The following is a 20,094-nucleotide window of genomic DNA, read 5'->3' on the forward strand; positions in this document are numbered from 1 at the left end:
AACCCCGCCTGATGCTGGCGCTACTCGCCTGCGCCCAACTGATCATCGCCCTGGATGCGACCATCCTGTTCGTTGCCCTGCCGAGCATCGGTGACGAGCTGAGGTTTTCCACGCAGCAATTGCAATGGGTGATCAGCGCCTACAGCGTGACGTTTGGTGGTTGCCTGTTGTTCGGCGGGCGCTGCGCCGACTTGCTGGGTCGCCGCCGCATGTATCGCATCGGCCAGACCCTGTTCGCCGTGGCGTCGCTGGCCGGTGGTTGCACCGATTCGCCACTGCTGCTGGTACTGGCCCGGGCGCTGCAAGGGGTTGGCGCGGCGCTGCTGTTCCCCGCCACGCTGGCCCTGATCAATGGCAACTTCGCCGAAGGAGCCGCGCGTAATCGGGCGCTGGCGATCTGGAGTGCGGCATCGGCTGCCGGCCTGGCATTGGGGGCATTGCTGGGCGGTGCGCTGACCCAGGGCTTTGGCTGGGAGGCGGTATTTCTCGTCAATGTGCCGCTGGCTGGCGGTTGCGCCTGGGCGGCGGGGCGCTGGATCAGCGCAGACGTCGCGCTCGATGGGGGCCGCAGCTTCGATCTGCCTGGGGCGTTCTGCGTCACCGCCGGTGGCAGCCTGCTGGTGCTGGCATTCATCCAGGGGCCGGAGTGGGGCTGGGCGACACCTGGAGCTGTCGGTGCCTTCGTGGCGGCAGTGCTGTTGCTGGGGCTGTTCGTATGGATCGAACGCAGGGCGGCCGATCCCTTGATGCATCTGCAGCTGTTACGCCGCCGCAGCCTGTGGCTGGCGATGCTGATCACTGCGGTGTTCATGAGTAGCTTTGGGGTGCAGTACTACTTCCTGGCCATCTACTACGAGCAGGTGTACGGCTTCAGTGTTCTGCAGACCGGCCTGGCGTTTCTGCCGGCGACCCTGGTGTGTACCCTGGGTATCGCGCTGGCCGAACCGATGCTGGCCCGCTTCGGCCCACGCCTGACACTGATTCTGGGGCTGCTGGCCGGCGCCCTGGGAATCGCCTGGCAGACGTTCGGGCTGGTGCGGGTCGATGGCTATCTGCAGCTGCTGCCGGCCATCACGCTGCTGAGCCTGGGCCAGGGCATGACCTGGACGGCGATGTGGGTGTGCGCTGGGCAGGGCATCCCCGCCGGCCAGCAGGGTGTGGCCTCAGGCATGACGTCTACCGTGCAGCAGATCGGTGGAGCGCTGGGCCTGGCCATTCTGGTGTCGGTTGCCAATGCCACCGAGGATCCGGTGCAGGGGTTGAACCGGGCCCTTTTCTTCAGTGCCCTGATTGCCGTGTCTGGCGCGTTGCTGGCTATGGGCTTGCGCCAGCCGGCGGTGCAGCCGGGGTATCAACCGCAACGTTAGGGTCTGTTGACGTTTCAGCGCGAGCCGCGTTGCCGCGAGAACTCTCGCCAAGCTAGGCGGAGGACGCAGGGAATGGCATTCCCTTTTCAAGTCCTCCAACGACGCATGGCGAGATTTCCCGCGCAACCCGTAGGGCCGGGCCCGTTTTTGCGCGAGACGGCGTTACTCAATGGCTCATTTGGCCCGCCAAACTTCGCATCTCGTGCCTTGCCTCGCGCAAAAACGGGCTCCGGCGCGGCCGTGCGTGAAACGTCAACAGACCCTAGCAGGCCATCCGGCTCAGGCGCTTTTGGTCAGCCGCCGCAGGATGTCCCTGGGGATGCCACGGGTGTCCAGCGGCAGTTTGTCCGGCGCCGGTTCCAGGCCCAGTTCGAACAGCCAGTTGAGGGCGTATTCGCGCAGCTGTTTCTGTTCGTAGTCTTGCCATTGCTGGCGCAGCACGGGGAAGTAGTCGATTTCGTAATCGAAGGCGCGCAGCGGTTTGCGACCGGTCAGGGCGGCGCTGAGCAGGGGGTGCGCGTTGAGGTCGTCGAGGGTGAATAGAAACGACTCGCGCATGGCCACGCGCTGGGCCACATCGAGGTTGGGCACAGCGGCGTAGCGCTCGGGATTCAACTGGAGCTGCTGGCGTTCTTCGCTGTCCTGATCTTCCCGCGACAGGCTCAGTACGCTGCCGGCCTCCAGATCGAGCCAGTGCTCCAGGGTTTCGCGACCGTTGATCAACTGGGTCAGGGTATCGAGGTCGAGAGTGAGCGTGCGCATGGTTCCGGGCCTCTTGGGATATTGGCGTGATGGTGACGGATGGCCGCCAGTAGCGGCCGGCCTCTCACTCTGACTACGAAATGGTTCGCAGGTGCCGGCCGAGGATGAACGCTGGTGATGCGGGCATTGCGCTCGGCTCTGGAGCCGTGCATGACACCCGGGTGTCGCTGCGCCCGCCCCCTCACCTAGGGTCGGGGCGGCTTAGCGCTTGAGCAGGGCGCGCATACTGGCCAGGGCGTCGTTGCCGCGAGCGGCCTTGACCTCCACCGGCGCCTCTTCCATGCCTTCCCAGGTAAGGTCTTCGGGTGGCAGTTCGTTGATGAAGCGGCTCGGCGAACAGTCGATGATCTCGCCGTACTGCTTGCGCTTGGCGGCGAAGGTCAGGGCCAGGTTACGCTTGGCGCGGGTGATGCCCACGTAGGCCAGGCGCCGCTCTTCTTCGATGGTGTCGGCTTCGATGCTGGAGCGGTGGGGGAGGATCTCCTCCTCGAAGCCGATGATGTACACCGAGGGAAATTCCAGCCCCTTGGAGGCGTGCATGGTCATCATCTGCACCCCGTCGGCGCCGTCCTCTTCCTCCTGCTGACGCTCGAGCATGTCGCGCAGTACCAGCTTGCCGATGGCGTCCTCGATGGTCATGTCGCCCTCTTCGTCCTTGTCGAGGGTGTTCTTCAGGGCATCGACCAGGAACCAGACGTTGCCCATGCGCGCGTCGGCGACCTTGTCGCTGGAGGCGTTCTGGCGCAGCCAGTTCTCGTAGTCGATGTCCATCACCATGCTGCGGATGGCGGCGATCGGTTCGTTGACCACGCACTGTTCGCGCACGCCATCCATCCAGCGCTTGAAGCGCGCCAGGCGCTCGGTGTAGCGGCTGTCCAGGTGCTCGCCGAGGCCGATCTCGTCGCTGGCGGCGTACATGCTGATCTTGCGTTCGTTGGCGTAGTTGCCGAGCTTTTCCAGGGTCGTGGAGCCGATTTCCCGGCGTGGCACGTTGATCACCCGCAGGAAGGCGTTGTCGTCGTCCGGGTTGACCAGCAGGCGGAAGTAGCTCATCAGGTCCTTCACTTCCTGGCGGGCGAAGAAGCTGGTGCCGCCGGATAGACGATAAGGAATCTGGTGGTGCTGCAGCTTCAGCTCCATCAGTTTGGCCTGGTAGTTGCCGCGATAGAGGATGGCGAAATCGCTGTAGGGGCGCTGGGTGCGCAGGTGCTCGGTAAGGATCTCCAGGGCCACGCGCTCGCACTCGGCGTCTTCGTTGCGGGTACGGATCACGCGGATCTCGTCGCCCATGCCCATCTCGCTCCACAGCTGCTTCTCGAACGCGTGGGGGTTGTTGGCGATCAGCACGTTGGCGCATTTGAGGATGCGGCTGGTGGAGCGGTAGTTCTGCTCGAGCATCACCACCTTGAGCGACGGGTAGTCTTCCTTGAGCAGGTTGAGGTTCTCCGGCCGCGCACCGCGCCAGGCGTAGATCGACTGGTCGTCGTCGCCGACCACGGTGATCTGGTTGCGCATGCCCACCAGCAGCTTCACCAGCAGGTACTGGCTGGAGTTGGTGTCCTGGTACTCGTCGACGAGCAGGTAGCGGATGCGGTTCTGCCACTTCTCCAGAATGTCGGTGTGTTCCTGGAACAGCTTCACCGGCAGCAGGATCAGGTCGTTGAAGTCCACCGCGTTGTACGCCTTGAGCGTGCGCTGGTAGTGCAGGTAGACGATGGCGGCCGTCTGCTCCTTGGGGCCGCGAGCATTGGCCAGGGCCTCGTCAGGCAGGATCAGGTCGTTCTTCCAGCTGTCGATGGTGTTCTTGACCTCATCGGCACCGTCGTCGCCTGCGTACTCCTTCTGCATGATGTCGGTCAGCAGCGCCTTGATGTCGCCGTCGTCGAAGATCGAGAAGCCGGGCTTGTAGCCCAGGCGCGCATATTCCTTGCGGATGATGTTCATGCCCAGGTTGTGAAAGGTCGATACGGTCAGGCCGCGGGCCTCGGGGCCCTTGAGCAGGGTGCCGACGCGCTCCTTCATCTCGCGGGCGGCCTTGTTGGTGAAGGTCATGGCGACGATGTGCTGGGCGCGGATGCCGCAGTTCTGCACCAGGTGAGCGATCTTGCGGGTGATCACGCTGGTCTTGCCGGAGCCTGCGCCGGCGAGCACCAGAAGAGGGCCGCCGACGTAGTTCACGGCTTCCTGTTGCCGGGGGTTGAGTCGGGACATCGTGTCTATCGCGCAGGGAAATGGCCGCGCATTTTAGCTGAAAGTCGCACCTCGTTCGTGGCTTTGATGGGGCAGCCGACAGCCGCGACCTGCGGGGCTACGGCGGTAATCGATCATTTGCCATTCTGTGACCGGGTAGGCGGCGAGTTTCGCCAATGCACTTGTCGGCTCTGCGCGTTTGTCGCAGGATGTTCCGCGGTTTACACGGAAGTGCTTGATTTGATGCCGGATATGGCGCATCCAGGGGCGAGTTGTCGCCTGTACTTTCGTGCCGCAGGAGAGTTTGCTTGAGCGCATCCGTCGAGCCATTGCGCCTGATCCTGCTGGCTGACACGCCGCAGTGGGGCGAGCTGCTGCACGAGCGCCTGGAGTCCCTGGGCGGTCCGGCACCCCTGACCTGCGCGAGCAGTTGGCCAGCCGCCGAAGCCCTGCTGGGGGACAACCCCGATGTGGTCCTGCTGGCCACGCCAGCCCAGCTGCCAAGCCCTGAACAATGCAGTGTGCCGATCATCCTGTTGCTCGAGTGCGAGCCCGAACAGGCACCGGAGCAGGCCTGCGACTGGCTGGTGCGCGATCAACTGAGCGATGACGTGGTGCGTCGCTGCCTGCGTTACGTGCGTGAGCACGGCCGCCTGCAGGCCACCCTGCAACGCCTCACCGAACAGGATGCGCTGACCGGCATCGCCAACCGCCAGGGCTTCCAGACGCTGCTGGCGGCGCGCCTCGGCGATCATGGCCGGCGGGGCCTGACACTGGTGCATCTGGACTTGGATAACTTCCGCCAGGCCAACGACACCCTTGGGCACCGGGCCGGGGATCAACTGATCCAGCAGGTGGTGGCGCGCCTCAAGCACCACCTGGGCCGAGGCGACCAACTGGCGCGGCTGGGCGGTGATGAATTCGCCCTGCTGCTCGACACCCGTGACGATCCACCGCGCGCCTCGTCCTGGGTACGGCGTGTGGCCGACGCCCTGGGCGAACCCTATTGGGTGGACGGTGAAAGCCTGCTGCTCGGCTGCAGCCTCGGTGTGGCCGAGTCCAAGCCGGCGGGCAATGCCGACACGCTGATGTGGCACGCCCATGTCGCCATGCAGCAGGCCAAGAGTCGCCAGGGCTGCACCTATCACCTGTATGACGAACACCTGGATCGCGGCATGCGCAGCCAGGCCGATCTGCAGCGCGAGTTGCGCCGGGCGCTGCGCCGCGATCAATTGCAGTTGCACTATCAGCCACGGCTCTGTCTGCACAGCGGCGAGATCGTCGGGCTGGAAGCGCTGGTGCGCTGGAAACACGAGAAACAGGGTTTGCTGATGCCCGGCTCGTTCGTGCCGCTGGCCGAGGAGTGCGGGCTGATCGTGCCGCTCGGCTACTGGGTGATCGACCGCGCGCTGCGCGACATGCAATGGTTCAACGGGCGTGGCCAGCCGGCGCTGCACATGGCGATCAACCTGTCTTTCCGCCAGTTCCAGGACAGCCAGTTGCTGCCGACCCTGGAACGCCTGATCGAGAGCTGCGGCATCGACAGCAGCTGGCTGGAGTTTGAACTCACGGAAACCGCCGTGATGCGTCGCAGCGACTACGTGCAGCAGACCATGCGGCGCCTCGGCCACCTGGGCGTGCGCTTTTCCCTGGACGATTTCGGCACCGGGTTCTCGTCGTTCGAACACCTTAGCAACCTGCCCATCGGGTTGCTGAAGATAGACCGCAGCTTCGTCACCGGAATGGAGTCGCGTCCGCAGGCCCAGCAACTGGTGCAGGCGATGATCAACCTGGCTCACAACCTCGACCTGCAAGTGGTGGCCGAAGGGGTGGAGAACACCGAACAACTGCAGTTGCTGCGCCAGTTCGGCTGCGATCAGGTACAGGGCTATCTGGTCAGCCGCGCCGTACCGCGTGACGAACTGGATCGCCTGCTCAGCCGTGGGCGGCTATCACTGCCCGGCTTGCGGGAGGGCTGAGCCGCCTCGCCCAGCATGCGCCCGGCCTTGACCTCGAAGGTCAGGGTCAGGGCGATGGCCGCACAGGCCAGACCGCTGGCCAGCCCCCACCAGACGCCATGGGCACCCCAGGCGAAATGGAAGGTCAGCAGCCAGGCCATCGGCGCACCGATCAGCCAGTAGCAGCCCAGGCCGACGAAAAAGGTGATGTTGGCGGCCTTCAAGCCACGGATCGCGCCCATGGCGATATTCTGGATGCCGTCGAACAGTTCGAACCAGGCCGCAATGGCCAGCAGGCTCACCGCCAGGCTGACCACCTCCGCGTAGGCCGGGTCGAAGCGGTCGATGAACAGGCCGACCACCCAGTGAGGCGCGAGCCAGAACAGGCCGGCGAAACCCAGCATGCATAGCGCGCCGATGGCGATGCCCAGGCGCCCGGCCCAGCGCGCGTGGAGCAGCCGACCGGCGCCATAGTGCTGGCCGATGCGGAAGGTCACCGCGTAGGAAATGCCCACCGGCACCATGAAGGCCACGTAGACCGACTGGATGGCGATCAGGTGAGCGGCCAGTTGCGTGCTGCCCAGCGCGCCCATGCACAGCACCGCGAAGGCGAACAGCGCGGACTCCACGGCATAGGTGCCACCAATCGGCAGGCCGAGGCGCAGCAACTCCCGCAGCTCGGCAGCGGCCGGGCGACGCAGGCCCTGCAACCAGGGGTAGGCGGCGTAGGCCCGGTGACGCAGGGTGTGCGCGGCGAGCAGGAGCGCCATCAGCGTACTGATCAGCGCGGTGACCAGGCCGATGCCGGCCAACCCGAGTGCTGGCAGGCCGAACCAACCCTTGATCAGTACATAGTTGAGGACGAAGTTGGCCAGCGCGCCGCCCAGGCTGATGGCCATCACCGGGCCGGGGCGGCCGATGGCGGCGGTGAAGCCGCGCAACGCCATGAACGTCAGGTAGCCGGGCAGGGCGAACAACAGCGCCTGCAGGAAGGTCATCGCCTTGTCGACGTTGTCCGCTGACTGCCCGGCCCAGAGCAGCGCGGGTGCCAGGTTCCACAACAGTATGCCGGCACCGAGAGCCAGCGCCGAGGCGAGCCACAAGCCGGTGCCGAGCAGGCGGGTGACGCCCGCTGTATCCCCGGCGCCGTGCCGGATGGCCGCCAGGCTGCCAACCGCAGCGATCACCCCGACGCAGAAGACCGACACGAACGAATAGCTGGCTGCACCCAGGCCGCCGCCCGCCAGCTCCTGTGGGCCGAGCAAGCCCATCATCAGCGTATCGGTGAACACCATCAGCACATGGGCCAGTTGCGCGGCGATCAACGGGCCGGATAGGCGCAAAATGGCGATGAGTTCCAGGCGAAGGGTGTGGCGATCCATGAGTTATGCTCAAAGTTTGCAGCTTCCGGGGCTACCCGAAGCCAGGCGTAGAGAACCGCAGGTGATGATCAAGTGCGTGTTTGGCGTGTGTGGAGTCGTTATTCTGGACACACCTGCACACTGCCACAAAAGGAAAAAAGCCATGCAAGGCATGAGTAAAACTCATGGTTCAAGATCGTGAGTCGGCGTTTGCCGGCGTTGTATGCATTGCGTGCCTTCGAAGCGGCTGCGCGACATGGGTCGTTCACCCGTGCCGCCGATGAGCTGGCGATCACCCAGAGTGCGGTGAGCCGGCACATCCGCACCCTGGAGGGGCATTTCGCCTGCCGGCTGTTCGAGCGCCGCGGTCGTTCGCTGCAACTGACCGAGCCGGCCCGGCTGTTGCTGCCCGGCGTGCGAGACGGCTTCGACTCACTGGAGCGGGCCTGTGCCACGCTGCGGGTCGATGACAGCATCCTGCGTCTCAAGGCACCGTCGACGCTGACCATGCGCTGGTTGCTGGCGCGTCTGTCGCGCTTTCGTGCCCAGCACGGGGATATAGAGGTGCAACTCACCAGCGCCTGGATGGACATCGACCGTGTCGATTTCCTCCACGAGCCCTTCGATTGTGCGGTCCTGCTGGGCGACGGCGTGTTCAATGACGACTGGTGCAGCGCCATGCTGTTCGAGGAGTGGCTGATACCCGTCTGTGCGCCGGCGGCCGCGGAGGCTGGGGGCTGGGATCTGCCACGCCTGCAGCAGGCGGAGCTGGTACACCCCACCCCGGATCGTCGCGACTGGCGCCGCTGGCTGCAGGCCATGGGCCTGGAAGACAGCGTGTCGCTCAAGGGCGGCCAGGTCTTCGATACCCTGGAGCTGGGTATCGTGGCCGCGGCCCGGGGCTACGGCGTGTCGATCGGGGACCTGGCGATGGTCGCCGAAGATGTCCTGCAAGGGCGCCTGGGTCTGCCTTGGTCGACTGCGGTGGCCAGCGGCGACAGTTATTACCTGGTCTGGCCGCGGGCGCGGCGCGGTCAGGAACGCTTCGAGCGGCTGCGCGACTTTCTTCTGGAGGAGGTCAGGGCGATGCAGTTGCCAGAGGTCGATATGCGTCGCTGATGTCTGCTGCGCAACATTTTCGTGTCGCCAGGTAAAAAACGCGCCACCGCACCCTTATGGCCATTGACGCACTAAAGTACTCAAGTATTCTCCGCGCTCGTCGAAACACGCGGCTTATCACTCACTCCATTCAAGGGTGATTTGCAGCCCTGGAGATGCTTCATGACACAACCTCGTTCCCGGATCGCCTGGCAACTGGCGACGGCCCTCGCCGCGATGCTGGTGCTGTTGATCAGCGTCAGCACGCTGTTCGCCCTGCGCTCGCTGAACAGCGCCAACCTCGTCACCCGTGAAGAACACCTGGGCAGCGAAGCGCGCTTGCTGGCTGACCAGTTGAGCACCTTCCACGACAGTCTGCGCGAAAGCACCCAGCGCTTGGCGGGGTTGTTCGAACGACGCTTCAGCAGTGGATTGAGCCTCAGCCCGAGCGAGCGGGTAACGGTCGGTTCGCTGCAGGCTCCTGCCCTCTACCTGGGCAGTACGCGGTTGAACAACGAGTTCACCGAGGTCGACGAGTTTCGCCAGCTCACCGCTGGCGTGGCGACCCTCTTCGTGCGCGACGGCGATGATTTCGTTCGCGTGACCACCTCGCTGACCAAGCAGGATGGTGGCCGTGCCATCGGCACCGTGCTCGACCGCCAGCACCCTGCCTACGCACGGCTGCTGGCCGGCAACAGCTACGTGGGCCGGGCGCTGCTGTTCGAGCGTTTCTACATGACCCAGTACACCCCGGTGCGTGACGCTGGCGGTCGGGTCATCGCCGTGCTGTTCGTCGGCTTCGATTACACCGACGCGCAGAACGCCCAGTTCGCCAACCTGCAGCGCTTCCGCATCGGCAGCACCGGTTCCCTGGCGCTGCTCGACGATCAGCACAAGTGGCTGGTGCCTCCCTATGGCGCGCAACGTCCCGAGCAACTGACCGCCACCATGTCCGGCGTGCTGGGCACACCGGGCAAGGGCGGGTTCTGGAGTGATGGCGAGCAGCGTTTCTACAGCGTCGCCGTGCCGTTCGCCGGCGGCCCGTGGACGGTGGTGGCGAGCATGCCGGAAACGGAAATCCAGGCCGTGACCTGGCACGTCGGCAGCCAGCTGGCGATCGGCAGCCTGGTGACCCTGGTGCTTGCCGTGCTCGCGGTGATCTGGCTGCTGCGCCGCAAGCTGCGCCCGCTCGGCGAGCTGGTCCGTCAGGCCCAGGCCCTGGGGGCCGGTGATTTGAGCGTACGCCTGGAGGTGGCCAGCAACGACGAGATCGGCGACCTGTCGCGCAGCTTCAACCAGATGAGCGCCGCGCTGTCGACCATGGTCGAACGCATCCGCGCCGCCGCCGGGCACGTCAGCCAGCGTGCCGAAGCGCTGTCCGGCCTGTCTCGTGGTGCCTACGAGGGGATCGAACAGCAGTCCGGCGAGATCGGCAGCATGGCCGGTGCGGTGGAAGAATTCAGTGCCACCTCGTTGAACATCGCCGACAACATGCGCAGCACCGAACGCATGGCCAGCGAGAATGCCAGCCAGACCCGCATCGGCCGTACCTCCATGGAAGAGGCATCCAATGCGCTGGAGCAGATTTCCTCGTCGTTGAACAGCGCCGCCAAGGTCATCGACAGCCTCGGTCAGCGCTCCCAGGAGATCGGCGGCATCCTCAGCGTCATCACCTCGATCGCCGACCAGACCAACCTGCTGGCGCTCAATGCCGCCATCGAGGCGGCCCGGGCCGGTGAGCAGGGCCGTGGCTTCGCCGTAGTCGCCGACGAAGTGCGCAGCCTCGCCGGGCGTACGCGTGAGGCGACCACCGAGATCTCCAGCATGATCGGCAGCATCCAGGGCGAAACCAGCAGTGCCATCAGCACCATGGAACAGGGGCGCCAGCTGATGCACAACGGCCTGGAGCTGAACGCCAAGGTGGCGGCGGCGTTGACCCAGATCGCCGAACAGAGCAGTGCCGCTGGCGAACAGTTCGCCGCCATCACCACCGCGACCAGCGAGCAGAGCAGCACGGCGACGGTACTCAGCAGCAACCTGCAGAGCATCGCCCAGGCCAACGGCGAGCAGCGCGAAGTGATCGCCAACCTGGCCCATACCTCCAATGAGCTGGAGACCCTGGCCGCCGATCTGCACCGCGAAGTCGAGCGCTTCCGCTAACAGGCCGTTGAAAAACGTAGGCGAGGCAGCGGCAACGCAGGTAGTTTTCAATAGCCTGCCAAGCCCTCTCAGCAGCAGGCGCAACTGACTGACAGTCGTGCCATGGCCGCCTGGCTGACCCACCCGGGGCAATCGAAAGCCCTACTGTCATCGTCATGAAAGCACCCTGTGCCAGGCTCGAGGTCGGGCAGGGCGCGCGCGCGTGGGGTTGCGGCTGTGCAGCATTTCACCGCGTTTCGTGTGGAATCAAAAACGCTCGGCAAGCGCGAGTGCCCTCGAGGGCAATTTTTGATTGATCTGTGCGGGGCATGGTCTTAAAGTCCGCGGCCGAACGTCCATGCTGGCAACGATCCATCCGGCTCAAGTACTGACGACGAGAGGTTGCCGCGCCTGATGCCAGGCCGGTGATTCTCGGCGACATGCCTTGGGAAGTAGGCGAACCAAAGTGGGGAAACTGATCAGACGTTCCAGGCCTGGCAGCAGGCCTTCCGGCCGATTGTCGATGGCCGCCCCTAAGGTTGAACCTGTGCCCGGTTCAACTGCCCGAATCCTAGTGTTCATGGTTTAGCCATCTGGAGCCCCGCATGCCGATCAAGGTCGAAGATTACTACCCACGCGAAACCTTCAACAAAATGAAGGCCTTCGCAGACCAACAGGAAACCCCGTTCGTGGTGATCGACACCGCGATCATCAGCCAGGCCTACGACGACCTGCGCGCCGGTTTCGAATTCGCCAAGGTGTACTACGCCGTGAAGGCCAACCCGGCAGTCGAGATCATCGACCTGCTCAAGGACAAGGGCTCGAACTTCGACATCGCCTCGATCTACGAACTGGACAAGGTGATGGAGCGCGGCGTCGGTCCGGAACGCATCAGCTACGGCAACACCATCAAGAAAGCCCGCGACGTTCGTTACTTCTTCGACAAGGGCGTGCGCCTGTTCGCCACCGATTCGGAAGCCGACCTGCGCAACATCGCCAAGGCCGCCCCGGGCTCGAAGATCTACGTGCGCATCCTCACCGAAGGCTCGACCTCGGCAGACTGGCCGTTGTCGCGCAAGTTCGGTTGCCAGACCGACATGGCCATGGACCTGCTGATCCTCGCCAAGCAGTTGGGCCTGGTGCCCTACGGCATTTCCTTCCACGTCGGCTCGCAGCAGCGCGACATCGATGTGTGGGATGCCGCCATCGCCAAGGTCAAGGTGATCTTCGAGCGCCTCAAGGAAGAAGACGGCATCGTGCTGCAGATGATCAACATGGGCGGCGGCTTCCCGGCCAACTACATCACCCGTACCAACAGCCTGGAAACCTACGCTGAAGAAATCATCCGCTTCCTCAAGGACGATTTCGGCGACGAACTGCCGGAAATCATCCTCGAGCCAGGCCGTTCGCTGATCGCCAATGCCGGTATCCTGGTCAGCGAAGTGGTGCTGGTGGCGCGCAAGTCGCGTACCGCCGTCGAGCGCTGGGTATACACCGATGTGGGTAAGTTCAGCGGCCTGATCGAAACCATGGACGAAGCCATCAAGTTCCCCATCTGGACCGAGAAGAAGGGCGAGATGGAAGAAGTGGTCATCGCCGGGCCGACCTGCGACAGCGCCGACATCATGTACGAGCACTACAAGTACGGTCTGCCACTGAACCTGGCCAGTGGTGATCGCCTGTACTGGTTGTCCACCGGTGCCTACACCACCAGCTACAGTGCGGTGGAATTCAACGGCTTCCCGCCGCTGAAGTCCTTCTACCTGTAAGCCTGTCGCTGCATCGGACGCCCGCACTGGTTGCGGGCGTTTTCGTTTCTGCGGGGCAGCCGATGCCGGTCGGCACCGGTGCCTTGCCAGAGGGAAGCGGGCAGCGCGAGAATGCAGGCACTTCTCTGCGGTATTTAAGGATCCCCGATGCCCGATCCCGTTGCAGCCGGCCTGCGCCTGGCGCCCGATGCACTCACCCGTCCCTTCTCGCCTCAGCAGTTCGCCTTCACCACCACCGATGATCTGGAGCCCTTCCGCGGCGTGCTTGGCCAGGAACGTGCCGTGCAGGCACTGCAGTTCGGCGTGGCCATGCCGCGCCCCGGTTACAACGTATTCGTCATGGGCGAGCCGGGCACCGGTCGGTTCTCTTTCGTCAAACGCTACCTGCGGGCCGAGGGCAAGCGCCTGGAGACCCCGCCGGACCGGGTCTACGTCAATCATTTCGACGAGCCCCGCGAGCCCCGCGCGGTGGAGCTGGCCGCCGGTACCGCTGGCCAGTTCATCGCCGACATCAATGTGCTGATCGACAACCTGCTGGCGACTTTCCCGGCCGTGTTCGAGCACCCGTCGTTCCAGCAGAAGAAGAGCGCCATCGACCGCGCCTTCAACAAGCGCTACGACCAGGCGCTGGATGTGATCGAGAAGCTGTCCCTGGAGCGTGGTATCGCCCTGTACCGTGACAGCAGCAACATCGCCTTCACGCCCATGCTCGAAGGCAAGGCCGTGGACGAGACCGAGTTCGCCCAGTTGCCGGAAGCGGATCGCGAGCGCTTCCATGCCGATATCGCCACGCTGGAGGAGCGCCTCAACGAGGAACTGGCCAGCCTGCCGCAGTGGAAACGCGAGTCGAGCAACCAGTTGCGCCAGCTCAACGAGGAAACCATCACCGTCGCATTGCAGCCGCTGCTGGCGCCGCTCTCGGAAAAGTACGCCGAGAATGCCGGGGTCTGCGCCTATCTGCAGGCGATGCAGGTGGACCTGCTGAAAAGCGTGGTCGACCTGCTCATCGAGGTGGAAAAGGCCGATGCCCAGACCCGCAAGTTGCTCGAGGAGTTGTATGTCCCCAGCCTGATCGTCGGCCACCATGTCGATGGCGGCGCACCGGTGGTGTTCGAGCCTCACCCGACCTACGACAACCTGTTCGGCCGCATCGAGTACAACACCGACCAGGGCGCGCTCTACACCAGCTACCGGCAGTTGCGTCCAGGTGCCCTGCACCGTGCCAATGGCGGCTTCCTGATCCTCGAGGCGGAGAAATTCCTCAGCGAACCGTTCGTCTGGGAGGCCCTGAAGCGTGCCCTGCAGTCACGCAAGCTGAAGATGGAGTCGCCGCTGGGCGATCTGGGTCGTATCGCCACGGTCACCCTCAATCCGGAAACCATCGCGCTGCAGCTCAAGGTGGTGATCATCGGCTCGCGTCAGCTCTATTACGCGCTGCAGGACGCCGATCCGGATTTCCAGGAGATGTTCCGGGTACTGGTCGATTTCGACGAGGACATCCCCCTGGCGGACGACAGCCTGGAACAGTTCGCCCAGTTGCTGAAGACGCGTACCAACGAAGAAGGCATGGCACCGCTGAGCGCAGCGGCGGTGGCACGGCTGGCCACCTACAGCGCACGCCTGGCGGAGCACCAGGGGCGGTTGTCGGCGCGCATCGGTGATCTGTTCCAACTGGTCAGCGAGGCGGACTTCATCCGCAACCTGGCCGGCGAGAGCGTGACCGACGCCGACCATATCGAGCGCGCCCTCAAGGCCAAGGCCACGCGTACCGGGCGGGTCTCGGCGCGGATCATTGACGACATGCTGGCCGGTATCATCCTCATCGATACCGCGGGTGCGGCCATCGGCAAATGCAACGGCCTGACCGTGCTCGAGGTCGGCGACTCGGCCTTTGGCGTGCCGGCGCGGATTTCCGCGACCGTCTACCCGGGCGGCTCGGGCATCGTCGACATCGAGCGTGAGGTCAACCTCGGCCAGCCGATCCACTCCAAGGGGGTGATGATCCTCACCGGTTTCCTCGGCAGCCGGTATGCCCAGGAATTCCCGCTGGAAATCTCCGCCAGCATCGCCCTGGAGCAGTCCTATGGCTACGTGGACGGCGACAGCGCTTCGCTGGGCGAGGTCTGCACGCTGATTTCCGCCCTGTCGCGCACGCCGCTCAAGCAGTGCTTCGCGATCACCGGCTCGATCAATCAGTTCGGCGAAGTGCAGGCCGTCGGCGGGGTCAACGAGAAGATCGAGGGTTTCTTCCGCCTTTGCGAGGCGCGTGGGCTGACCGGCGAGCAGGGGGCGATCATCCCGCATTCCAACGTCGCCACCCTGATGCTCGACGAGCGCGTGCTGCAGGCGGTACGCGCCGGGCAGTTCCACGTCTATGCGGTGCGCCACGTCGACGAGGCGCTGAGCCTGCTGGTCGGCACGGACGCCGGCACGCCGGACGATAAGGGCCGCTTCCCGAACGGCAGCGTCAATGCACGCGTGGTCGAGCGCCTGCGCGAGATCGCCGAGATCGACCTCGGCGAGGAGGACAAGCCCGAACAGGCCAAGGAAGCGCTGACCGCCGCTCTGCCAGCCAAGACGCCGAAAAAACCGCGGGAGAAAAAACCGTCGGTCGAATGATCGGCGGCGGGTGAATCGACCACGTGATGAGCGCCTCGCCTGCGGCGACCCGGTATGCCGGATGCGGGCGCTTGCTCACCTTTCATGCACAGCGTTATCCACAGCTTCTGTGCATAACCCCGCCTTTGCCGATAACGCCTGCGGGTGTAGGCTGCAAGTCTGTTCCCGCGAGGATTGCCGCCATGTCGCGTAGCCTCTGCCTGATTCGTGAATGCCTGGGGGTGACCACCCGTATCGAGTGCGCGGTGTTGCCGCTGGCTGGCGAGCAGGGCCTGTGGACATTGATCTGCATCGCCGGCATGTCGGCCGAACAACCCTCGGCCGTCAAGGCGCAAGGCCCATTCCGTGGGCCTTCGGTGGTCGAGGGGCTGCTCGACGAGATCGCCGAGAGTCTTGCGCTGCAGGGTTACGGGACCTGCAACGAGCCGCCGATCTGGCGCCTGCATGCCCAAGCGGAACTGCGCCGTCTCAATGGCGGCGGCGGTCGCCCGGGCATGTCCCACCTGTCCTGTCCGGATCGCTGAACGCAAGGCCTGCCCCGACGCCGTCCGGGCGCGCAGGCGAGTGTGCTGCGGCGTTGCGTCGCAGGTTATACACAATCTGCATGATGACCACGGTTTACCGGTTGCCGGTGCTTTTCAGGCCGTCAGTGACAGCTTGCCTGCGTGCTGGCGCTGGGTATACTCGCGCGCTGTTTCAATCACTGGTGAGAGCCCATGGAACGCTTTATCGAAAACGCGATGTACGCATCGCGCTGGCTGCTTGCCCCCATCTACCTGGGGTTGTCGCTCGGCCTGCTGGCGCTGGCATTGAAGTTCTTTCAGGAAGTCTTCCATGTTCTGCCCAATGTCTTCGGCATGGCCGAAGCCGATCTGATTCTGGTGCTGCTGTCGCTGGTCGACATGGCCCTGGTCGGAGGGCTGCTGGTGATGGTGATGATGTCCGGCTACGAGAACTTCGTTTCGCAGCTGGACATCGACGAAGGCAAGGAAAAACTCAGCTGGCTGGGCAAGATGGATTCCAGCTCCCTGAAGATGAAGGTCGCGGCGTCCATCGTGGCGATTTCCTCGATCCATCTGCTGCGGGTGTTCATGGACGCGCGCAATCACCAGGCCGATCACTTGATGTGGTACGTGATCATCCACATGACGTTCGTCGTCTCGGCTTTCGCCATGGGCTACCTGGACAAGCTCACCAAGCACTGATCGGCATGCCGATGCGGCCAAGACGCCCGACTTTCTCCTGGAAAGCCGGGCGTTTTGTTATCTGCCTGGCAGCGAACGTATAGTGGTCGCTCCCGCCGTCGAGGACATGCCATGACTCTGCCCGAATTGCTGCGCGCAGCGCGCGAGGGAGCGATAAGCGAGCTGCAACTGATTTCCCTGGAAGGCGGCATCTACCTGCTGCAGATCATTGGCAGCCTGCGGCGCTGTCATCTCGTCGATGATGCCGGCCGCAACGTGCACCTGCGTTCGGTGGAACACGCCAGGGATCTGCTGCAGGAGCTGCCTGAGGTGCCGCTGTTCCTGATGCATGCGTCGGCCTACGACGAGATGTGTGGCCTGGCGGGCGGTAGCCGCGCGGCGCTGCGTGTGCCCGTCAGCCTGCGCAGCCGCTGGTGAGGCGGAGCCGTTGCCGCGCAGCTTGCGCTGAAACGTCAACAGGGCCCAAGCTAGCCGGCCTTTTTTTCCTAACTTGCGGAGCGGCGATATGCCCGAACTCGATCTTTCCACTGACGAAGCACGTGTCAGCTACGGCATTGGCCGTCAACTCGGTGGCCAATTGCGCGACAATCCACCGCCGGGCGTGAGCCTGGATGCCGTTCTCGTTGGTCTTGCCGATGCGTTCGCCGGCCTGGAAAGCCGAGTCAGTGAAGCCGAGCTGTCGGCGAGCTTCAAGGTGATCCGCGATGTCATGCAGGCCGAAGCCAAGGCCAAGGCCGACGCCGCCGCCGGAGAAGGGCTGGCCTTTCTGGCCGAGAACGCCAAGCGCCAGGGCATCACGGTGCTGGCCTCCGGCCTGCAATACGAAGTGCTGAGCGCAGGCGAGGGCGCCAAGCCATCGCGCGACGACAGTGTGCGGACCCACTATCACGGCACCCTCATCGACGGCAGCGTATTCGACAGCTCCTACGAGCGCGGCCAACCAGCGGAGTTCCCGGTGGGTGGGGTGATCGCCGGCTGGACCGAGGCCCTGCAACTGATGGCGACCGGCAGTAAGTGGCGCCTGTACGTGCCGAGCGAACTGGCCTACGGCGCTCAGGGCGTTGGTGGCATCCCGCCGCATAGCGTGTTGGTGTTCGACGTGGAACTGCTCGACATCCTGTAGCCGTCGCCGGGTCGCGCCCGCCCGTTATTGCGATCCCGGAGTGGTGGGCGATGAAGCATCGTCCGCCCTGCGACGGTCGTTCGACCCGCGAGGCGAATGGCTGGCTGTCACGGGCGCAAGGCCCGGGCATAGCAGTACAGGAACAGGCTGCGAACCAGTTCCTTGAGCACCAGTGGTTCGCTGGAGCTCAGTTCATGCAGATCCAGGTCACCCTGTTTACGCAGCTCATCCAGCGCCTCTTCTTCAAGAACCGCGCACACTTCACCCGTTTCCCTGTGCAGGATGCGCAGATAGGGATGAGGGCGATCCAGCCAGGCATCTATCAAGTAAGTCATCTCATCATCTCCCTGAGTCAGTGGTAGATATGAGAATAATTCTTATTACGTTAATAGCAAGCTTTAATCGTGGCCTTTCGTCGATTCTGCCTTCGGCAGGGGCTTTCGCTCGCCTTGTTCAGGCGCAGAGTTGGGTTGCAGCCCTCGACGAGCAGGGGATCAGGCGTCGCGCAGGGTGCCCCTATGAAAAGCCCGTTACATGGACGGGCTCGGGCGTGGAGGGTGGGAGCAGGTCGCCGCTAGTGGGTGCGCGCCACGGCAAAGTGGCTCAGTTCGACCAAGGCGTCGCGGTACACGCTGGGGGGCAAGACTTCCAGGCAGGCGATGGCGCGCTCGGCGTAGTCGCGAGCCAGGTTGGCGGTATAGTCCAGGGCGCCGGCTGCTTCCACGGCATGACGAATGCGCTCCAGGTCCTCCAGGCCGCCTTTCTGAATCGCCTGGCGAACCAGTGATGCCTGTTCCGGCTGGCCTTCGCGCATGGTGTAGATCAACGGCAGGGTGGGCTTGCCCTCCGCCAGGTCGTCGCCGACATTCTTGCCCAGCGTGGCGGTATCGCCCTTATAGTCGAGCAGGTCGTCGACCAGCTGGAAAGCGATGCCCAGGTGGTCACCGAAGGTGCGCAGCGCCTCGTTCTGCTCGGGCGTGGCCTCGGCCAGCGCCGCTGCGCTCTGGGTGGAAGCCTCGAACAGCATGGCCGTCTTGCCGCGGATGACTTCCATGTAGGTTTCTTCGCTGGTGCTGGCGTCGCGGATCTTGGTCAGTTGCAGCACTTCCCCTTCCGCGATCACCCGGGTAGCTTTGGCGAGGATCTTCATTACCGGCATCGAGGCCAGCTCGACCATCATCTCGAACGAGCGCGAATAGAGGAAGTCGCCCACCAGCACGCTTGGTGCGTTGCCCCATTGAGCGTTGGCGGTGCTGCGGCCGCGGCGCATGTCTGACATGTCCACCACGTCGTCGTGCAGCAGGGTGGCGGTGTGCAGGAACTCGATGGTGGCGGCCAACAGACGCAGCCGGTCATCGCTCAAGCCAAGGGCCTTGCCGCTGAGCAGCACGAGCAACGGCCGCAGGCGTTTGCCACCAGCGGAAATGATGTAGTCGCCGATCTTCTCGACCAGCGGGACGCGGGAAACCAGCTGCTGACGGATAATGCCGTCCACGGCGGTAAAGTCATCCGCTACCACACTGTAAAAAGCCTGGGGTTGCATCAGCGACACGTGCTCCTTCTAGGTTGCGCGGCATGTTAGGGGCTGTTGAGGTTTCAGTGCAAGCTGCAGGCGGCGCCCCGCGCGTCGTGGGCGGGAACTGTCAAGGCGAGCGTTGATCGCGCTTGCACCGCCTCGGGGGCTTGCGTACAATCGCGCACCCTGAACTTCCCCCTGGGTATTTCCCTGCCTTACGCAATTGCAAGGGTGTCCTTCCGGCCCCAAGCAGCCATGCCAGCCGACACTTATTCCCATAAAGCGCTGGGTGAGCAGGATTAACGGAGATTTACCATGTACGCAGTAATTGTTACTGGTGGCAAGCAATACAAGGTCACCGAAGGCGAATACCTCAAGGTCGAGAAACTGGAAATCGCCACTGGCGAAGCCGTTACCTTCGACCGCGTGTTGCTGATCGGCAACGGTGACGACGTGACCATCGGTGGCCCGGTCATCGAAGGCGCCAAGGTGTCGGCTGAAGTCGTTTCGCAAGGTCGTCACGATAAGGTCACCATCATCAAGTTCCGTCGTCGTAAGCACCACATGAAGCGTCAGGGCCACCGTCAGTGGTTCACCGAGATCAAAATCACCGGTATTCAGGCCTGATTCGTTTCGCCTGAACCCTCTATAGGAGTATTGAACTCATGGCACACAAAAAAGCTGGCGGTAGTACCCGCAACGGTCGCGACTCAGAAGCCAAACGCCTTGGCGTGAAGATGTATGGCGGCCAGAAAATCATTCCTGGCAACATCATCGTGCGTCAACGCGGCACCCAGTTCCACGCTGGCTACGGCGTTGGCATGGGCAAGGATCACACCCTCTTCGCGAAAATCGAAGGCGTGATCAAGTTCGAAGTGAAAGGCGCCTTCGGTCGTCGTTACGTGAGCGTCGTCGCGGCCTGATCGCGAGGTTGCTGGAAAAGCCCCGTCCTGCGACGGGGCTTTTTTGTTTCTGTATCCTATGGCG

General features: G+C 63.9%; 17 protein-coding genes. 12 read left to right on the forward strand and 5 right to left on the reverse strand.

Annotation, left to right across the window (positions count from 1 at the left end):
• Positions 1-11 precede the first annotated feature (11 nt).
• Positions 12-1,367 (forward strand): MFS transporter, encoded by a 1,356-nt coding sequence (locus tag BLR94_RS15475; protein WP_084307141.1) that lies wholly within the window; start codon positions 12-14, stop codon positions 1,365-1,367.
• Between the two features lie 279 nt (positions 1,368-1,646).
• Here BLR94_RS15475 and BLR94_RS15480 read toward each other — a convergent pair whose 3' ends face one another.
• A complete protein-coding gene (locus BLR94_RS15480) occupies positions 1,647-2,129 on the reverse strand; it encodes a UPF0158 family protein (protein ID WP_084307000.1) in 483 nt (160 codons plus the stop codon).
• A gap of 201 nt (positions 2,130-2,330) precedes the next feature.
• A complete protein-coding gene (rep, locus tag BLR94_RS15485; protein WP_084306998.1) occupies positions 2,331-4,340 on the reverse strand; it encodes a DNA helicase Rep in 2,010 nt (669 codons plus the stop codon).
• 287 nt (positions 4,341-4,627) lie between these two features.
• Here rep and BLR94_RS15490 point away from each other — a divergent pair, with 287 nt between their 5' ends.
• Complete coding sequence (locus BLR94_RS15490) at positions 4,628-6,298, forward strand: putative bifunctional diguanylate cyclase/phosphodiesterase (protein ID WP_084306996.1); 1,671 nt, start codon at positions 4,628-4,630, stop codon at positions 6,296-6,298.
• On the opposite strand, the gene BLR94_RS15495 is transcribed toward BLR94_RS15490, so the two are convergent.
• On the reverse strand, positions 6,208-7,659 hold the full coding sequence (locus BLR94_RS15495) for a NorM family multidrug efflux MATE transporter (protein ID WP_084306994.1): 1,452 nt from the start codon (positions 7,657-7,659) through the stop codon (positions 6,208-6,210). The genes BLR94_RS15490 and BLR94_RS15495 overlap by 91 nt on opposite strands.
• Before the next feature lie 177 nt (positions 7,660-7,836).
• Here BLR94_RS15495 and BLR94_RS15500 point away from each other — a divergent pair, with 177 nt between their 5' ends.
• The 8 genes from BLR94_RS15500 to bamJ all read left to right on the forward strand — a co-directional run bounded on the left by BLR94_RS15500 (position 7,837) and on the right by bamJ (position 17,591).
• Positions 7,837-8,757 carry a LysR substrate-binding domain-containing protein gene (locus BLR94_RS15500; RefSeq protein WP_084306992.1) on the forward strand — a complete coding sequence of 307 codons (921 nt, stop codon included), beginning with the start codon at positions 7,837-7,839 and terminating at the stop codon, positions 8,755-8,757.
• Positions 8,758-8,919: 162 nt separating this feature from the next.
• Positions 8,920-10,896 (forward strand): methyl-accepting chemotaxis protein, encoded by a 1,977-nt coding sequence (locus tag BLR94_RS15505; RefSeq protein WP_084306990.1) that lies wholly within the window; start codon positions 8,920-8,922, stop codon positions 10,894-10,896.
• A gap of 584 nt (positions 10,897-11,480) precedes the next feature.
• Positions 11,481-12,644: a type III PLP-dependent enzyme gene (locus BLR94_RS15510; protein ID WP_084306988.1), complete on the forward strand. Its 1,164-nt coding sequence runs from the start codon at positions 11,481-11,483 to the stop codon at positions 12,642-12,644.
• 147 nt (positions 12,645-12,791) lie between these two features.
• Positions 12,792-15,263, forward strand: a complete 2,472-nt coding sequence (locus BLR94_RS15515) for a Lon protease family protein (RefSeq protein ID WP_084306986.1) — start codon at positions 12,792-12,794, stop codon at positions 15,261-15,263.
• 182 nt (positions 15,264-15,445) lie between these two features.
• Entirely contained in the window at positions 15,446-15,787 is a 342-nt protein-coding gene (locus BLR94_RS15520; RefSeq protein ID WP_084306984.1) for a PA4575 family protein, read from the forward strand.
• A gap of 192 nt (positions 15,788-15,979) precedes the next feature.
• On the forward strand, positions 15,980-16,468 hold the full coding sequence (locus BLR94_RS15525) for a TIGR00645 family protein (protein ID WP_084306982.1): 489 nt from the start codon (positions 15,980-15,982) through the stop codon (positions 16,466-16,468).
• Between the two features lie 111 nt (positions 16,469-16,579).
• Complete coding sequence (locus BLR94_RS15530) at positions 16,580-16,885, forward strand: DUF6482 family protein (protein ID WP_084306980.1); 306 nt, start codon at positions 16,580-16,582, stop codon at positions 16,883-16,885.
• 88 nt (positions 16,886-16,973) lie between these two features.
• Entirely contained in the window at positions 16,974-17,591 is a 618-nt protein-coding gene (gene bamJ, locus BLR94_RS15535) for a BamJ family beta-barrel-assembly machinery protein (RefSeq protein ID WP_084306978.1), read from the forward strand.
• A 107-nt stretch (positions 17,592-17,698) separates the two neighbouring features.
• On the opposite strand, the gene BLR94_RS15540 is transcribed toward bamJ, so the two are convergent.
• Both BLR94_RS15540 and BLR94_RS15545 read right to left on the reverse strand, forming a co-directional pair.
• Complete coding sequence (locus BLR94_RS15540) at positions 17,699-17,926, reverse strand: PA4570 family protein (protein ID WP_084306976.1); 228 nt, start codon at positions 17,924-17,926, stop codon at positions 17,699-17,701.
• Positions 17,927-18,165: 239 nt separating this feature from the next.
• Entirely contained in the window at positions 18,166-19,134 is a 969-nt protein-coding gene (locus BLR94_RS15545; RefSeq protein WP_084306974.1) for a polyprenyl synthetase family protein, read from the reverse strand.
• A gap of 288 nt (positions 19,135-19,422) precedes the next feature.
• Between BLR94_RS15545 and rplU the strand changes: the two genes are divergently transcribed.
• A complete protein-coding gene (rplU, locus tag BLR94_RS15550; RefSeq protein ID WP_042556304.1) occupies positions 19,423-19,734 on the forward strand; it encodes a 50S ribosomal protein L21 in 312 nt (103 codons plus the stop codon).
• A gap of 38 nt (positions 19,735-19,772) precedes the next feature.
• Entirely contained in the window at positions 19,773-20,030 is a 258-nt protein-coding gene (gene rpmA, locus BLR94_RS15555) for a 50S ribosomal protein L27 (RefSeq protein ID WP_042556305.1), read from the forward strand.
• Positions 20,031-20,094: the final 64 nt, after the last annotated feature.

Source organism: Phytopseudomonas flavescens (assembly GCF_900100535.1).
Taxonomy (GTDB): domain Bacteria; phylum Pseudomonadota; class Gammaproteobacteria; order Pseudomonadales; family Pseudomonadaceae; genus Aquipseudomonas; species Aquipseudomonas flavescens.

Coding starts and splice junctions, on each gene's coding strand:
- BLR94_RS15475 (WP_084307141.1), top strand. CDS start 12: ATGCTGGCGCTACTCGCCTGCGCCCAACTGATCATCGCCCTGGATGCG.
- BLR94_RS15480 (WP_084307000.1), bottom strand. CDS start 2,129: ATGCGCACGCTCACTCTCGACCTCGATACCCTGACCCAGTTGATCAAC.
- rep (WP_084306998.1), bottom strand. CDS start 4,340: ATGTCCCGACTCAACCCCCGGCAACAGGAAGCCGTGAACTACGTCGGC.
- BLR94_RS15495 (WP_084306994.1), bottom strand. CDS start 7,659: ATGGATCGCCACACCCTTCGCCTGGAACTCATCGCCATTTTGCGCCTA.
- BLR94_RS15505 (WP_084306990.1), top strand. CDS start 8,920: ATGACACAACCTCGTTCCCGGATCGCCTGGCAACTGGCGACGGCCCTC.
- BLR94_RS15510 (WP_084306988.1), top strand. CDS start 11,481: ATGCCGATCAAGGTCGAAGATTACTACCCACGCGAAACCTTCAACAAA.
- BLR94_RS15515 (WP_084306986.1), top strand. CDS start 12,792: ATGCCCGATCCCGTTGCAGCCGGCCTGCGCCTGGCGCCCGATGCACTC.
- BLR94_RS15520 (WP_084306984.1), top strand. CDS start 15,446: ATGTCGCGTAGCCTCTGCCTGATTCGTGAATGCCTGGGGGTGACCACC.
- BLR94_RS15525 (WP_084306982.1), top strand. CDS start 15,980: ATGGAACGCTTTATCGAAAACGCGATGTACGCATCGCGCTGGCTGCTT.
- BLR94_RS15530 (WP_084306980.1), top strand. CDS start 16,580: ATGACTCTGCCCGAATTGCTGCGCGCAGCGCGCGAGGGAGCGATAAGC.
- bamJ (WP_084306978.1), top strand. CDS start 16,974: ATGCCCGAACTCGATCTTTCCACTGACGAAGCACGTGTCAGCTACGGC.
- BLR94_RS15540 (WP_084306976.1), bottom strand. CDS start 17,926: ATGACTTACTTGATAGATGCCTGGCTGGATCGCCCTCATCCCTATCTG.
- BLR94_RS15545 (WP_084306974.1), bottom strand. CDS start 19,134: ATGCAACCCCAGGCTTTTTACAGTGTGGTAGCGGATGACTTTACCGCC.
- rplU (WP_042556304.1), top strand. CDS start 19,423: ATGTACGCAGTAATTGTTACTGGTGGCAAGCAATACAAGGTCACCGAA.
- rpmA (WP_042556305.1), top strand. CDS start 19,773: ATGGCACACAAAAAAGCTGGCGGTAGTACCCGCAACGGTCGCGACTCA.